General features: G+C 72.9%; 13 protein-coding genes. 8 read left to right on the top strand and 5 right to left on the bottom strand.

Going from position 1 to position 14,610, the window contains the following annotated elements; translation table 11 throughout:
• Window positions 1–13 precede the first annotated feature (13 nt).
• The 5 genes from ACXJKF_RS04135 to ACXJKF_RS04115 all read left to right on the top strand — a co-directional run bounded on the left by ACXJKF_RS04135 (window position 14) and on the right by ACXJKF_RS04115 (window position 8,278).
• Complete coding sequence (locus ACXJKF_RS04135; protein ID WP_456786473.1) at window positions 14–1,093, top strand: bifunctional riboflavin kinase/FAD synthetase; 1,080 nt, start codon at window positions 14–16, stop codon at window positions 1,091–1,093.
• 92 nt (window positions 1,094–1,185) lie between these two features.
• Window positions 1,186–1,455 carry a 30S ribosomal protein S15 gene (gene rpsO, locus ACXJKF_RS04130; RefSeq protein ID WP_055922151.1) on the top strand — a complete coding sequence of 90 codons (270 nt, stop codon included), beginning with the start codon at window positions 1,186–1,188 and terminating at the stop codon, window positions 1,453–1,455.
• A gap of 214 nt (window positions 1,456–1,669) precedes the next feature.
• Window positions 1,670–3,913 (top strand): polyribonucleotide nucleotidyltransferase, encoded by a 2,244-nt coding sequence (locus ACXJKF_RS04125; protein WP_456786472.1) that lies wholly within the window; start codon window positions 1,670–1,672, stop codon window positions 3,911–3,913.
• Between the two features lie 2 nt (window positions 3,914–3,915).
• The gene (locus tag ACXJKF_RS04120; protein WP_456786471.1) at window positions 3,916–5,262 is read left to right on the top strand and encodes a M16 family metallopeptidase; all 1,347 of its coding nucleotides are present in this window, start codon (window positions 3,916–3,918) and stop codon (window positions 5,260–5,262) included.
• A gap of 199 nt (window positions 5,263–5,461) precedes the next feature.
• The gene (locus ACXJKF_RS04115) at window positions 5,462–8,278 is read left to right on the top strand and encodes a beta-L-arabinofuranosidase domain-containing protein (protein WP_456786470.1); all 2,817 of its coding nucleotides are present in this window, start codon (window positions 5,462–5,464) and stop codon (window positions 8,276–8,278) included.
• A 16-nt stretch (window positions 8,279–8,294) separates the two neighbouring features.
• Here ACXJKF_RS04115 and ACXJKF_RS04110 read toward each other — a convergent pair whose 3' ends face one another.
• A complete protein-coding gene (locus tag ACXJKF_RS04110) occupies window positions 8,295–10,145 on the bottom strand; it encodes a hypothetical protein (protein ID WP_456786469.1) in 1,851 nt (616 codons plus the stop codon).
• 68 nt (window positions 10,146–10,213) lie between these two features.
• Between ACXJKF_RS04110 and ACXJKF_RS04105 the strand changes: the two genes are divergently transcribed.
• Genes ACXJKF_RS04105 through ACXJKF_RS04095 form a run of 3 tightly spaced genes read left to right on the top strand, consistent with a single transcriptional unit; the run spans window position 10,214 to window position 12,281 of the window.
• Window positions 10,214–11,041, top strand: a complete 828-nt coding sequence (locus ACXJKF_RS04105) for a hypothetical protein (RefSeq protein WP_456786468.1) — start codon at window positions 10,214–10,216, stop codon at window positions 11,039–11,041.
• Between the two features lie 17 nt (window positions 11,042–11,058).
• A complete protein-coding gene (gene dapB / locus ACXJKF_RS04100; protein ID WP_456786467.1) occupies window positions 11,059–11,814 on the top strand; it encodes a 4-hydroxy-tetrahydrodipicolinate reductase in 756 nt (251 codons plus the stop codon).
• Window positions 11,811–12,281 (top strand): hypothetical protein, encoded by a 471-nt coding sequence (locus ACXJKF_RS04095; protein WP_456786466.1) that lies wholly within the window; start codon window positions 11,811–11,813, stop codon window positions 12,279–12,281. Before dapB ends, ACXJKF_RS04095 begins: the two co-directional genes overlap by 4 nt.
• On the opposite strand, the gene ACXJKF_RS04090 is transcribed toward ACXJKF_RS04095, so the two are convergent.
• The 4 genes from ACXJKF_RS04090 to ACXJKF_RS04075 all read right to left on the bottom strand — a co-directional run bounded on the left by ACXJKF_RS04090 (window position 12,278) and on the right by ACXJKF_RS04075 (window position 14,581).
• Window positions 12,278–12,844, bottom strand: a complete 567-nt coding sequence (locus ACXJKF_RS04090; protein WP_456786465.1) for an N-acetyltransferase family protein — start codon at window positions 12,842–12,844, stop codon at window positions 12,278–12,280. The two genes, ACXJKF_RS04095 and ACXJKF_RS04090, sit on opposite strands and share 4 nt — an antisense overlap.
• Window positions 12,844–13,470, bottom strand: a complete 627-nt coding sequence (locus tag ACXJKF_RS04085) for a TIGR00645 family protein (RefSeq protein WP_456786464.1) — start codon at window positions 13,468–13,470, stop codon at window positions 12,844–12,846. The genes ACXJKF_RS04090 and ACXJKF_RS04085 overlap by 1 nt, the downstream gene beginning before the upstream one ends.
• Before the next feature lie 101 nt (window positions 13,471–13,571).
• Entirely contained in the window at window positions 13,572–13,892 is a 321-nt protein-coding gene (locus ACXJKF_RS04080; RefSeq protein WP_055922133.1) for an AzlD domain-containing protein, read from the bottom strand.
• A complete protein-coding gene (locus ACXJKF_RS04075) occupies window positions 13,889–14,581 on the bottom strand; it encodes an AzlC family ABC transporter permease (RefSeq protein ID WP_456786463.1) in 693 nt (230 codons plus the stop codon). Before ACXJKF_RS04075 ends, ACXJKF_RS04080 begins: the two co-directional genes overlap by 4 nt.
• Window positions 14,582–14,610 lie beyond the last annotated feature (29 nt).

The raw sequence follows: 14,610 nt of genomic DNA, 5'->3' as shown, positions 1-14,610 counted from the left end.
ACGAGGAGCAGGTGTGCAGGTCTGGAGGGAGCTGTCCGACGTGCCCGCGGACTTCGGTCCGTCGGTGGTGACGATCGGCAACTTCGACGGCGTCCACCGCGGTCACGTCAGCGTCCTGCGCCGGATGTGCGCGGACGCTGCGGCCGCGGGTGCGCAGTCGGTCGCCGTGACATTCAGCCCGCACCCGCAGCAGGTGCACCGGCCGGACACCGCGCCGCCGCTGCTCACCGGTGACGCCGACCGCCTCGAGCTCCTGGAGCAGACGGGCCTCGACGCCGTGCTGCTGCTGGAGTACACGCTCGAGTTCGCCCGCCAGTCGCCCGAGGAGTTCGTCCGGCGCTACCTGGTGGACGTGCTGCGCGCGCGCACGGTCGTCGTCGGGCGGGACGTGCGGTTCGGCTGGAACAACTCCGGTGACCTGTCGACGATGGTCGAGCTCGGCCGCGAGCACGGGTTCGACGTCGAGGTCATCGACGACGTGACACCGGCCGCGTCCGCCGACCCGGGCAGCGCGGAGGACCGGGTGGCGGACCCGCTGCGCAGACGCTGGTCGTCGACGTGGGTGCGCGAGCTGCTGGACGCCGGCGACGTCGTCCAGGCGGCACGGGTGCTGGGCCGGCCGCACCGCGTCCGCGGGGTCGTCGTGCACGGCGACGCGCGCGGTCGCGACCTCGGATACCCGACGGCCAACCTGAGCCAGGAGGCCGATGGCATGGTTCCTGCCGACGGCGTCTACGCCGGTTGGCTGCGCCGGGCCCTGCACGCCGACGGCAGCGACGTCGCCGACGCGGACGCCGACCGGGTCCTGCCCGCCGCGGTCTCCATCGGCACCAACCCGACCTTCGACGGCGTGCAGCGCCGGGTCGAGGCGTACGTGCTGGACCGCACGGACCTCGACCTCTACGGCGAGGTCGTCGTGCTCGAGCTGGTGGAGCGGCTGCGGCCGACGCTCAGGTTCGACTCGGTCGACGAGCTGCTGGTGCGGATGCACGAGGACGTCGACCGGGTGCGGGAGATCCTCGGCACGGCGCCGGGCCCTGAGTCAGACGCGTCCGGTCCGGACGCCGGTGCGGGGGGCGCGCCCGCAGCCTGATAGTCTATGGGCGCCGTACGAACGGCCGCGGACCGAGAGAGCCCGGGTGGACATGCCCCGGCGCACCGCGCAACGAGACAACCTGGAGAACCGTGCCGCTCGAAAGTGCCGTCAAGCAGTCCATCATGACCGAACACGCCACCCACGAGGGTGACACCGGTTCCCCCGAGGTCCAGATCGCGATGCTGACGCAGCGCATCAAGGACCTCACGGAGCACCTCAAGACCCACAAGCACGACCACCACAGCCGCCGCGGCCTGCTGCTGCTCGTCGGGAAGCGTCGTCGCCTGCTCGGGTACCTCCAGAAGGTCGACATCAACCGCTACCGCAGCCTCATCGAGAAGCTCGGTCTGCGCCGATAACGCCTCGCACCAGCCCGGACCCGCTCAGGGTCCGGGCTGGTGTCGCGTCGGGCCCTTCGGGGCCACCCAGCAGTACCAGCACCACCACACCGCGTCGGTCCGCTCGGTCCGGTCCTCGGTAGTGGCTTCCGGAACCTCCGCGAGGGGAGTCCGGTGGCCTCGATCGAAGATCGCTCGCGGACGGCCGGCGCCTTCTAGAAAGAGGAGGGCACCCATGGAGGGTCCCGAGATCCAGTTCGCCGAGGCAGTGATCGACAACGGTCGCTTCGGCACCCGCACCGTCCGCTTCGAGACCGGCCGCATCGCCAAGCAGGCGGCCGGTGCCGCCGTCGCCTATCTCGACGGTGAGACGACGCTGCTCGCCGCCACGACGGCAGGCAAGCACCCGAAGGAGCAGTTCGACTTCTTCCCGCTGACGATCGACGTCGAGGAGCGGTCGTACGCGGCCGGCAAGATCCCCGGCTCGTTCTTCCGCCGTGAGGGTCGCCCCAGCACCGAGGCCATCCTCGCGTGCCGCCTGATCGACCGCCCCCTGCGACCCCTGTTCGTCAAGGGCCTGCGCAACGAGGTCCAGGTCGTCATCACCGTGCTGTCGATCCACCCGGACGACTCGTACGACACGCTCGCCATCAACGCCGCGTCGATCTCGACGCAGCTGTCCGGCCTGCCGTTCTCCGGCCCCGTCGCCGGTGTGCGCGTCGCGCTCGTCGAGGGCCAGTGGGTCGCGTTCCCGCGCTACTCCGAGCGCGAGCGCGCCACCTTCGACATGGTCGTCGCCGGCCGGGTCGTGGGCGACGACGTCGCGATCGCGATGATCGAGGCCGAGGCGCCCGAGAAGTCCTGGAACATCATCAAGTTCGAGGGTGGCACCGCCCCCACGGAGGAGATCGTCTCCCAGGGCATCGAGGCGGCCAAGCCGTTCATCAAGGTGCTCGTCCAGGCCCAGCAGGAGCTGGCGTCGAAGGCGGCCAAGGAGACGCAGGCCTTCCCGACGTTCCCCGACTACCAGGACGACGCGTACGCGGCCGTCGACGGTGCGTCGAACGCGTCCCTGAACGACGCCCTGAGCATCGGCGACAAGCAGACCCGCGAGAACCGCCTGGACGAGATCAAGTCCGAGGTCGTCGCCCAGCTCTCCGCCCAGTTCGAGGGTCGTGAGAAGGAGCTGTCGGCCGCGTACCGCGCGGTGCAGAAGAAGCTCATCCGCCAGCGCATCCTCACGGACGGCTTCCGCATCGACGGCCGTGGCCTGCGGGACATCCGCACGCTCTCGGCCGAGGTCGAGGTCCTGCCCCGCGTGCACGGCTCGGCGATCTTCGAGCGCGGCGAGACCCAGATCCTGGGTGTCACCACGCTGAACATGCTCCGCATGGAGCAGCAGCTCGACACGCTCTCCCCGGAGACGCGCAAGCGCTACATGCACAACTACAACTTCCCGCCCTACTCCACGGGCGAGACGGGTCGCGTCGGTTCGCCGAAGCGTCGCGAGATCGGCCACGGGGCGCTCGCCGAGCGCGCGCTCATGCCGGTCCTGCCCAGCCGCGAGGAGTTCCCGTACGCCATCCGCCAGGTCTCCGAGGCGCTGAGCTCGAACGGCTCGACGTCCATGGGCTCGGTCTGCGCGTCCACCCTGTCGCTGCTCAACGCCGGTGTGCCGCTGCGCGCGCCGGTCGCCGGCATCGCGATGGGCCTCGTGTCCGACACGGTGAACGGGGAGACCCGCTACGCGGCGCTCACCGACATCCTGGGCGCCGAGGACGCGTTCGGTGACATGGACTTCAAGGTCGCCGGTACCCGCGAGTTCGTCACGGCCATCCAGCTCGACACCAAGCTCGAGGGCATCCCCGCCTCGGTGCTGGCCGGCGCGCTGACCCAGGCCAAGGAGGCTCGCCTGGCGATCCTCGACGTCATCGCCGAGGCGATCGACGTGCCCGACGAGATGAGCCCGTTCGCTCCTCGCGTCATCTCCGTGAAGGTGCCGGTCGACAAGATCGGCGAGGTCATCGGGCCGAAGGGCAAGATGATCAACCAGATCCAGGAGGAGACCGGCGCCGACATCTCGATCGAGGACGACGGCACGGTCTACATCGGCGCCACCGACGGTCCGTCGGCGGAGGCCGCGCGTGCGGCGATCAACGCGATCGCCAACCCGCACATGCCCGAGATCGGGGAGCGCTTCGTCGGCACGGTCGTCAAGACCACGACGTTCGGTGCGTTCATCTCCCTGTCGCCGGGCAAGGACGGTCTGCTGCACATCTCGCAGATCCGCAAGCTCGTCGGTGGGCGTCGTGTCGAGAACGTCGAGGACGTCCTGGCCGTGGGCCAGAAGGTCCAGGTCGAGATCGGCGAGATCGACCCCCGCGGCAAGCTGTCGCTGCACGCTGTGATCGAAGAGGGCACCGAGGGCGACGCTCAGGCGCCATCGGTCGAGGGCGCGTCCGAGCCGGTCGACGCCTGACGATGCCACTGGACCTCCCGCTCGTCCGCCCGGGTCAGCCCGGGGCCGAGCAGTCCGTCGGGCAGGACGGCGACGCCATCGTGCGTCGTTCCGTCCTGCCCGGCGGGGTCCGCGTGCTCACGGAGCACATGCCGGGCCTGCGCTCGGCGACCGTGGGTGCGTGGGTGGGGGTCGGCTCGCGCGACGAGTCCGACGGCCACCACGGCTCGACGCACTTCCTCGAGCACCTGCTGTTCAAGGGCACCGCGCGCCGCACCGCGATGGACATCGCGGAGGCGTTCGACGCCGTCGGTGGTGAGGCCAACGCCGCCACCGGCAAGGAGCACACCTGCTACTACGCACGGGTGCTCGACACGGACCTCCCGATGGCGGTCGACGTCATCGCGGACATGGTCACCTCCGCGCGCCTGGACACCGACGAGCTCGAGACCGAGCGCGGCGTGATCCTCGAAGAGCTCGCGATGAACGACGACGACCCGAGTGACGTCGTCCACGAGCAGTTCGCCGCCGCCGTGCTGGGGGCCCACGCGCTGGGCCGACCCATCGGCGGCACGCCCGACACCATCCGCGCGGTCCCGCGCGACGCGGTGTGGGAGCACTACCGCGAGCACTACCGGCCGTCGACGCTCGTCGTCACCGCTGCCGGGGGCGTCGACCACGACGTGCTGTGCGCGCAGGTCAGCGAGGCGCTCGCCGTGGGCGGCTGGCCGTTGGACGCCGGTGCGGAGCCGCGCAGCCGTCGGGTGCCCACCAACGTCTCGGTGCAGGCCGGGCGCGGGGGGATCCCCGCCGCCGGTGTCGAGCTGACGATCCGCCGGCACACCGAGCAGGCCAACGTCATCATCGGTGGCACGTCGCTGACCGCGACGGACCCGAAGCGGTTCACTCTCTCGGTCCTGAACGCCGTGCTCGGCGGCGGCATGTCGTCGCGCCTGTTCCAGGAGATCCGCGAGCGCCGCGGCCTGGCCTACTCCACGTACTCGTTCGCGTCCGGCCACGCCGACACCGGCGTCTTCGGCCTCTACGCGGGCTGCACGCCGGGCAAGGTCGACGAGGTCGTCGCGCTCATGGTCGCCGAGTGGGAGCGGATGGCCGACGCGCCGATCACGCAGGCCGAGCTCGACCGGTCGATGGGCCAGCTCGCCGGTGGCCTGGTGCTCGGCATGGAGGACTCCGGCTCGCGGATGAGCCGGCTCGGCAAGTCCGAGCTGGTGCACGGGTCGCTCCTGAGCATCGACGAGTCGCTCGACCTGATCCGCTCGGTCACCGTGCAGGACGTGCAGGACCTGGCCGCCGACCTGGCGTCACGCCCGCGTTCGGTCGTCCGCGTCGGCCCGTTCGGGGACTGACCGACCACCACCCCGGCCCAGCGGCGTTCTCGATCTCGCTGGACGCCGGTCGGCGGGTCCTGTCGAAGCGCGCTTCCGCGGCAGGGCGTCGGCGCCCGCTCGGGTGCTGCGCCCCCGTTCGAGGATCCGAAGCGTTTCGGTTTCGTCTCCGCCGTGTACGCGCGGCCGCAGAGCGCCTAGCGTCGCTCCGGTACCAATTGTGAGCGCTAACATCACCTCGACGGAGAGGTTCGGCATGCACCAGGAGCCCGGACGACCCGAGTCCGCCCGACCGAGCACGGCGCTCTCCCGCCGCCGGCTGCTGCAGCTGGCGGGCGTGGCGGGCCTCGCCGCCGCGGCCGGTCCGCAGCTGGGACCGATCACCCGCTCGTACGCCGCCGAGCTGGCCCAGGCCCGTGCCGAGATCGGCACCCGCGCCCGGCCCTTCGAGCTCGGCCAGGTGCGCCTGGCGGCGAGCCGGTGGACGCAGAACCAGGACCGCACGCTCGCGTACCTGCGCAGTGTCGACGTCAACCGTCTGCTGTACAACTTCCGTGCCAACCACCGGCTGTCGACGCAGGGCGCCCAGGCGCTCGGCGGATGGGAGGCTCCGAACTTCCCGTTCCGCACCCACAGCCAGGGCCACTTCCTCACGGCCTGGGCGCAGGCGTGGGCGGTGCTGGGCGACACGACGTGCCGTGACAAGGCGACGACGATGGTGGCGGAGCTCGCCACGTGCCAGGCCAACAACGGCGCCGCCGGGTTCACGACGGGGTACCTGTCCGGCTTCCCGGAGTCCGACTTCAACGCCGTCGAGACCGGGTCCGGCAACGTCTCGTACTACGCGATCCACAAGACGCTCGCCGGTCTGCTGGACGTCTGGCGGCTGCTGGGCAGCACGCAGGCGCGCGACGTCCTGCTGCGGTTCGCGGGCTGGGTGGACGCTCGCACCGGCCGGCTGTCGCAGTCGCAGATGCAGGTCGCCCTGCGGGTCGAGTTCGGCGGCATGAACGCGGTGTTCGCCGACCTCTACCTCATGACCAACGACCAGCGCTGGCTCACCGTGGCGCAGCGCTTCGATCACGCGTCGGTGTTCGACCCGCTCGCCTCCAACCGTGACCAGCTGAACGGCCTGCACGCCAACACGCAGGTACCCAAGTGGGTCGGTGCCGCGCGCGAGTACAAGTCCACGGGCGCGACGCGGTACCGGGACATCGCCCGCAACGCCTGGGCCATCACGGTGGGCGCGCACACGTACGCGATCGGCGGCAACAGCGAGGCCGAGCACTTCCGTCCCCCGAACGCGATCTCGACGTACCTGGACAACGACACGGCCGAGCAGTGCAACACCTACAACATGCTCAAGCTCACGCGCGAGCTGTGGACGCTCGACCCCGACAACGCGGGCTACTTCGACTACTACGAGCGGGCGCTGCTCAACCACCTGCTCGGCGCGCAGGACCCGTCCGACTCGATGGGCGGGTTCTCCTACTTCACGCCGCTGCGTCCCGGCGGCCGGCGCGGCACGCCCTCCTCGGGCCCGGCCTGGGGCGGCGGCACGTTCTCCACGCCCTATACGACGTTCTGGTGCTGCCAGGGCACCGGGATCGAGACCAACACCAAGCTCATGGACTCGATCTACTTCTCCGAGGGCACCACGCTGACGGTCAACCTGTTCATGCCGTCCACCCTGACGTGGGCCGCCCGCAACGTGACGGTCACCCAGGCCACGTCATACCCCGTCGGGGACACGACGACCCTGACGATCGGCGGGAGCCCGTCGGGGTCCTGGACGGTCCGGGTGCGTATCCCGGCCTGGGCCACGGGCGCCTCGCTGACCCTGAACGGAGCTGCGCTGGACGTCGCGGCCGCCCCGGGGTCGTACGCGTCGGTCACCCGCACCTGGGCCGCGGGCGACGCGCTCGCCCTCCGGCTGCCGATGAGTGTGCGGGTGGAGCCGACCAACGACAACGCCGGCACGGGGGCGGTCTTCTACGGTCCCACCCTGCTGTCCGGCAACTACGGCGACCGCACGCTGTCCGGCCCGCCGTCGCTGGACGTCGCGTCCGTCACCCGCACCAGCACCACCTCGCTGGCGTTCACCGCGCAGGCCGACGGGCAGAACGTCGGGCTCGGCCCGTTCTACGACGCCCACGGTCACAACTACACCGTCTACTGGCGCACGGGCGGCCAGGGCGGTGGGGCCACGGGCTCGTCGGGCCCGTACCGCCTGGTGAACGTCGCCAGCGGCCTCGTGCTCGGCGTCTCGGGCATGTCCACCGCCGATGGCGGCCTGGCGCTGCAGTGGGGAGACAACGGGTCCGCGGACCACGACTGGCTGTTCGTGGCCGATGGTGACGCGCTCAAGCTCCGGAACGTGCACAGCAGCAAGGTGCTCGGCGTCGAGAACATGTCGACCGCGGACGGCGCGCGCGTCCTGCAGTGGGGTGACACGGGCACCGCTGACCACCGCTGGGTGCTGGTGGACGGCGGTGACGGGACCCACCGCGTCCGCAACGTGCACACGTCGCGGGTCCTGGGCCTCCAGGGCAATGCGACCTCGCAGGGTGCGCAGGCCGTCATGGCGGGCGACGACGGCAGCGCCGACAACCGCTGGCGCGTCGTGCCCACGGGGGCGCGACGCCTGCAGAACCGCAACAGCGGGCTCGTGCTCGGCGTGTCGGGCATGTCCACCGCTGACGGTGCGCTGGCGGTGCAGTGGGTCGACACCGGCACGGCGGACCACCTGTGGACGGCGACGCTCGGCAGCGACGGGCTGCTGCGCCTGCGCAACCAGCACACCGGCAAGGTGCTCGGCGTCGACGGCACGGGCAACGGCGGCCGCGCGGTCTCCATCACGGACACGGGTGCCGCCACCCAGCGGTGGCGGCTGCGGTACGGGGGAGGCGGCTACTTCCGCCTGCAGAACGCGACGGGCCGCGTGCTGGGCGTGGACTCCATGTCCACCACGCAGGGCGCGCAGGCGCTCGTGTGGGACGACAGCGGGACGGCCGACCACCTGTGGAGGTTCGTCTGACGTGCAGGACCCGGCGTCACGCCGGCGCTCGGTCGTGCGCGTGGACCCCGTCGTGGACCGGGCCGAGCTCCGGTCGCGGCGCACGGGGCGACCGCGCCCGCTCGATCCGGCGAGCCAGGGGCACCAGCGAGAGCGAGCACCCCGTGGCGGCCAGCACGACGACGGTCCCGGCCGAGAGCGGGCTGGTCAGCACGAGCGGGAGCGCCAGGACGCCGGCGAACGTCGCCACCACGCCGGGCCGTCCTCCGCCCGACGCCATGAGGGGGAACCCGAGCACCAGGACGGCGAGCACCGCGAGCCCCAGGAGCTGAGCGACGACCTGCCCGGTCCAGAGCTCGCCCTGACCGGCCACGACCATGACGGCGACGCCGAACCCGAGGAACGCCAGGGCGGGGAGAGCGACGACGAGGGTCGCGGGGACGAGCGCGGAGCGTGGCGGCGCCGGGACCGGCACGACGCGACGTCCGAGCCACCACGCGACGACGAGCACGGCGCCCACGACGAACGGCGCCGCCGCGGTGAAGGCCCACGCCGGTGACCCGTACAACCGGCCGGGGTCGATGACCGTGTAGGGCAGCAGCTCCCGGTAGTCGCGCTCGTACGCGTGCCAGGCGAGGGCGTCGCTGACAACCACCGTCAGGGCCACGACGAGGGGCACGGCCGTGAACCGGGAGCCCCGACGGGTGAGCCCGCGTGTCGCGGACCACGTGAGGAGCAGGCACGCCCCGACGAACCAGGCCCAGTCCGAACCCGCTTCCCACAGCACGCCCAGCGTCACGAGGCCGAGGTGACCGCCGGCGACCGCCCGGGAGACCGGCACCGCGGCACGCACCGCGAAGGCCGCGACCACGAGTGCGAGGACCAGACCGACGAGGGGCTGCACGAGGTCGGGACGGGCAGTCTTCCGGCCCTGCACCTCCGCCGCCTGCGCCCGCGGCTCGGCATCGCCCAGCCCGGACAGGGCCATCGCCACGGGATGGACGGCCGCCGCGAGCGCGAGGGCGAGCGCGCCGAGCGCCGCGGCCGCCAGCTGCTCGTCCGGTGCCCCTGCCCACCAGATCAGCGCGTTCGGGCCGACCGTGACGGCCGCGACGAGGCCCGTCAGCACCCAGCCGGCGCGTCCGGTCCCGCCGAGCAGGAGCACGGCTGCGATCGCCACGGCGAGCCGTGCGCCGGGGTCGGCGAGCACCGTGAGGACGACGTCCGTCGTCGCTCCGTAGCGCGAGGAGGGCCACAGGAGGAACGCCGCCGCGGCGACGGCCGCGGCGACGGCCGCGATGGCGGGCGGGCCGAGGACGACGAGTGCGGTGTACCGCGCCGACGCCGTGGGCTGCACCGGGGGCGGTCCGCCGTCCGCGGTCGCGCGCCGGGCCGCCACGCGGGCGACGAGGGTGACGGCCGCGGCGAGCAGGACCGGGGTCGCGATGCCGGGTCGGAGGGCCCAGAAGGACCGGAGGTCGTTCGCGGGGTCGAGGAGGCTGACGACGGCGGGCACCGGGCCGGGCCAGGGGACGGCGACCGCGAGCAGACCGCTCTGGTAGTCCGACTTCCACGAGGTGGCGACCCAGACGGCCACGACGCCGACCGCGACCGCCGGCACCCGCCACGGGTGCCCCAGCCGAGCCTGGCGCTGGGACGCGACCCAGACCACGGAGCACCACAGCACGACGGTCAGCGTCCAGCGGACCGTGAGGTCGACGAGGGTCGCCTGGTCGACCGGCCAGCCGTAGCCGGCGGACATCAGGCCCTCGAGGACGTTGTTCCAGGCCAGCAGTGCGTAGGTGACGACGAGAACGACCACACCGACTGCGCCGATGACCGCCGCCGGCCGGCGCGGCAGGTCGACGAGCGCGTGAGCCGGGTCCATGGGGGAGTCATCGGGACGAGTCGGGCTGATCTTGACCCGTCGACCGGCGCCGCGCGCGATGATGGGGCATGGCCCTCGACCAGGTCGTCTACCGGCGCTACGCGCCCCCACCGAGCGCGCACGGGATCGTCGAGCACCTCTGGGTGGTGCGCCTGCCCGACGGTGCGGTGGAGCGCGAGGTGCTGCTCCCCGACGGGCACGGGCTCGTCACCGTGGCGGTCGGGAGCCCCGGGGTGCACATCGACCCGCTGACCCTCGTGCGGACCGCCGACGGCAGCGGGGTGCGCGGCCTCGCCGACCGGGCCTTCGTCCGTGAGCAGCACGGTCCGTCGGTGCGCCTCGGCGCCCAGCTCGACCCGGTGGCGCTCGCGCGCATGGGCGTGCACGCGGCCGCGCACGAGCCCGTCGCGGTGTCCACCGTGCTCGGCGCGGGGATCGAGGACGAGTGCGCGACGGCACTGGGCCAGGGCCGCGACGCGGACGCGGCGGCGACCCTCGGCGCGGCCCTCGCAGCGCACGCCGTGCCGGCGCCGGTCGGCTCGCCGCTGGAGGCGCTCACCCCGGTGCTGCGCAGCATCGTCGAGCAGCGCGGCCTGGTGCGGGCGTCCGACCTGGCTCGGCACGCCGACCTCGCCGTGGGTGTGCTGCACCGCGAGGTCGTCGAGACGCTGGGGATCACCCCGGAGGCGTTCCTGGCGGCCGTGCGGTTCTCCGCGTTCGTCCGCGACGCCGTGGGGCCCGGTCCGGTCCGGCCGGAGGACGCACTGGCGGTCCTGCGGTGGTACCTGCGCGCGGGCTACCCGCCCCGGGAGGTGGAGCGGTTCACCGGGCTCGGCCACGTGGAGCTGCGACGCCTGGAGTCGGGCATCGCGGCGGCGCTCGGGGTCGCCGCCTGACGTTAGGGTTTCTCCTCGTGAGCGAACGCATCAGGGTGGCCGTGCTGGGTGCTGCGGGACGCATGGGACAGACGGTCGTCCGTGCCGTGCAGGACGCTCCGGACCTGGAGCTGGTCGCCGCGGTCGACGCCGACGCGGACCTGTCGGAGGTCGTCGACGCGGGTGCGCAGGTCGCGGTCGACTTCACCGTCCCGTCGGCCACCGAGGGCAACGTGCACGCGCTCGTCGACGCCGGGGTCCACCTGGTCGTCGGCACCACCGGCTGGGACGACGACTCGCTGGCCCGCGTGCGGGACCACCTGGCCGACCGGCCGGGCGTCGGCGTCCTGGTCGCCCCGAACTTCGCGCTCGGTGCCGTGCTGGCCATGGCGTTCGCGGCGCGGGCGGCCCGCTGGTTCGAGTCCGTCGAGGTCATCGAGCTGCACCACCCCGACAAGGTCGACGCGCCGTCGGGGACCGCGCGGCACACGGCCGCAGCGATCGCGGCCGCACGCGCCGCCGCCGCGCTCGGTCCGCTGCCGGACGCGACCACGCAGGCTCTCGACGGGGCGCGCGGAGCCGACGTCGACGGGGTGCGGGTGCACTCGGTGCGGCTGCGCGGGCTCGTCGCGCACGAGGAGATCCTGCTGGGCAACGCCGGTGAGCAGCTGACCATCCGGCACGACTCATTCGACCGCGTCAGCTTCATGCCCGGCGTCCTGCTGGCGGTGCGTCAGGTGGGCTCGCGGCCCGGGCTGACGGTCGGGCTCGAGCAGCTGCTCGACCTGGCGTGACCGTGGCCGCCCGCTCGAAGCGACTGCGCTGGACCTCCGTCGCCGCTGCCGTGGCGCTGACCGGGCTGCTCGGCCTGTACGTGTGGCTCGTCGCCGCCCGCGCGACCGCCCTGATCCGCACCGGCGAGCCCGTCGGGATCGGGCTGGGCATCGCGTTCTGGATCCTGCCGCCCCTGGTGATCTGGCTGGTCGCGCGCGAGTGGCGGCTCGCGATCGACGTGCAGCGGATGGCCGACGAGCTGGCCGACGCCGACGAGCTGCCCGTCGACGACCTGCCACGGTCGCCCGCCGGGCGGATCGACCGGGCCGCCGCACGCGAGGCCTTCGAGCCGGCGCGCGAGCGGGCGGAGGCGCAGCCCGACGACTGGCGCTCCTGGTACCACCTCGCGTTCGCGTACGACGCGGCGGGGGACCGGCGGCGCGCCCGCGAGTCGCTGCGCACGGCCAGCCGGCTGCACCGGGCCTAGATCGAGGCCGACCAGCGGTGCTCGGTGACGGTCCGCGTCGAGCCGTCGGGCATCCGGCCCGAGACCAGCTCGCGGACCACGTCGTCGGGGCCGAGACCCGCGGACGAGAGGAACTGCGCCCGCGCGTCGTCGCCGTCGAGCACCCACGTGTGCACCTGGTCGGCGCCGTCCTCGCGCAGCGTGTCGACCGCGGCCGCGAGCAGCCGCGAGCCGTGGCCCACGCGCTGGTGCGCGGGCTCGACCTCGAGCGCGAGGATCGCGCCCCCCGGGGCGTCGAACGGCCGGTCCTCCGGGGTCGGGACCGGCGCGACGGACACCACGCCGACGACCGTCGGACCGTCGCAGGCGACCAGCACGCGGTAGCCCGCCCCGGGCGGGGAGGAGACCGCCGACGCCCACTGCGCCTCGATCGCCGAGGCGTCGAGCAGGTCGAGGGCGCCCTGGCCCAGGACCTCGACGTGGGACAGCTGCCACGCCTCGACCTGGATCCGGGCGATGGCGTGCTCGTCGCCCCGGATAGCGGGGCGGACCGAGACGTCGGCGTTCTCACTGAACAGGGGCACTAGACCACGCTAACCGTCTCGCGCTGGTCGTCCGACGCCTTCGGCGGGTTGGTGACCGGGCCCCGAGCCTCGGCGACGACGGGTGCCGCCTTCGGCGGGTGCTTGGCCGAGATCCTGTCGATCCAGGCGAGGGCGACCGCCGACAGGATGAAGGCCAGGTGGATCGCGGTCTGCCACAGCAGCACGGCGTTGCCGTGCGGCTCCGAGAGGATCGACTCGGCCCGGATGAAGCTGGCCAGCAGGTGGATCGACGAGATGCCGATGATCGACATCGCCAGCTTGGTCTTGAGCACGTTCGCGTTGACGTGCGAGAGCCACTCGGGCTGGTCGGGGTGGTCGTCGAGCTTGATCCGGGACACGAACGTCTCGTACCCGCCGATGATGACCATGATCAGCAGGTTCGCGATCATGACGACGTCGACCAGGCCGAGCACGGCGAGCATGATCGCCGACTCGCTCATCCCGCCGTGGAAGAAGACCTCGCTGAAGATGTGCCCGAGCTCGACCATGAACTGCCAGACGTAGATCGCCTGGGCGACGATCAGGCCGAGGTACAGGGGGACCTGGAGCCAGCGGGAGAAGAAGATCAACGAACCGAGCGAGCTGCGCTGGGCGGGAGTGGCCACGGGGTCCTCCGGAAAGTGATGGTGCCGGGCGCGCGAGTGCAGCGTCCGGCAGGGGGGTTCGGACACCCAACGGCCGACGGCAGCCGATGGTGCCCACGACCTCAGGGCATGCCGAGCGCGCGGAGCACGGCCGCGGTGACGGCGGCGAGCAGGACGACGACGATGAACGGCGCGCGCAGGGCCAGCGCGATCGCGGCGACGACGAGGGCGGGCAGCCGGGCGTCGAGCACGAGCTCGTTGCCGCGGGTGGCGGTCTGCACGGCGACGAGGGCGGACAGCAGGGCGACCGTGACGAGGGCGGCGGTCCGTGCGACGCGCGGCTCGGCGAGCCAGTGCTTGGGCACCAGGTGGCCGGCGAGCTTGAGCGCGAAGACGACGGCACTGGCGACGACCAGCGCGATCCACGTGGCGACGGTGCTCATGCGGCCGGCTCCGGTTCGCGTGCGACGAGGCCGGCGACGATCGCGACGAGGGCGGCGAGCAGCACGGGGATCCCCGCGGGCACGACCGGGGTGAGCGCGAGCGCGACGACGACGGCACCGACGGCCACCGTCTGCGCGAGCCGGGAGCCCGGTCCGGTGATCCGCGGCCACACCAGGCCGAGGAACGCGGCGGCAGCGGCGGCGTCGAGCCCGTACTTCGCCGGGTCGCCCATCCGGTCCCCGGCGACGGCGCCGACCAGCGTGAAGACGTTCCAGAGCACGAACACGCCCACGCCGGTCCACCAGAAGCCGAGCTGCGCGGCGTGCGGGGCCTTGTGGGCGGTCGCGACGGCGGTCGACTCGTCGATGGTCAGCTGCGCGGCCAGGGGCCGGCGCCAGCCGCGGGCGTCGATCAGCGGGGCCACCTGCGGGCCGTAGAGCCCGTTGCGCACACCGAGGAGCCCCGCGGTCGCGATGGCCGCACCGGCGAGCCCGCCCGCGCCGACGACGCCGATGAACGCGAACTGCGAGCCGCCCGAGAACATCAGGAGGCTGAGCGCCATCGCCTGCGGGACGGTCAGTCCGGCCGCGACGGCGAGCGCGCCGAACGAGACGCCGTACAGGCCGGTGGCCAGGGAGACCGAGACGGCCTGCCGGATGGCGGCCCGTCCCTCGGCGTCCTGCGTCACGCGGGCAACTGTGCCACGACCGTGACCCG

This window comes from Cellulomonas sp. P5_C5, from assembly GCF_054049655.1.
This window is presented reverse-complemented; position numbering and strand designations above follow the sequence as displayed.